At 44.8% G+C, this 212-nt stretch carries 1 protein-coding gene; it reads left to right on the forward strand.

What is annotated here, in order from left to right:
• Positions 1 to 12: 12 nt before the first annotated feature.
• The coding region (locus tag NW211_RS14105) for a hypothetical protein (protein ID WP_258328303.1) at positions 13 to 212 on the forward strand (200 nt) is incomplete at its 3' end.

The raw sequence follows: 212 nt of genomic DNA on the forward strand, positions 1-212 counted from the left end.
TGTGAGAAGGATATGACGGATTTGAAGATTGCGATGACAACAGAGAAGGTGGAGTCCATGCGTAATGTCGTACATCGTATGATGCCGATGTGGGAGATGCTCTCAATGGAGAACACACTCCTTGCATACCGCAAGGCATTGAAGGAACGGGATAATGATATTCAGGCATTATTGGTACATACAGGACAGATTATAACCCACATAGAGCGTCT

The sequence above is a fragment of the Barnesiella sp. ET7 genome (assembly GCF_024733785.1).
GTDB lineage: Bacteria > Bacteroidota > Bacteroidia > Bacteroidales > Barnesiellaceae > Barnesiella > Barnesiella merdigallinarum.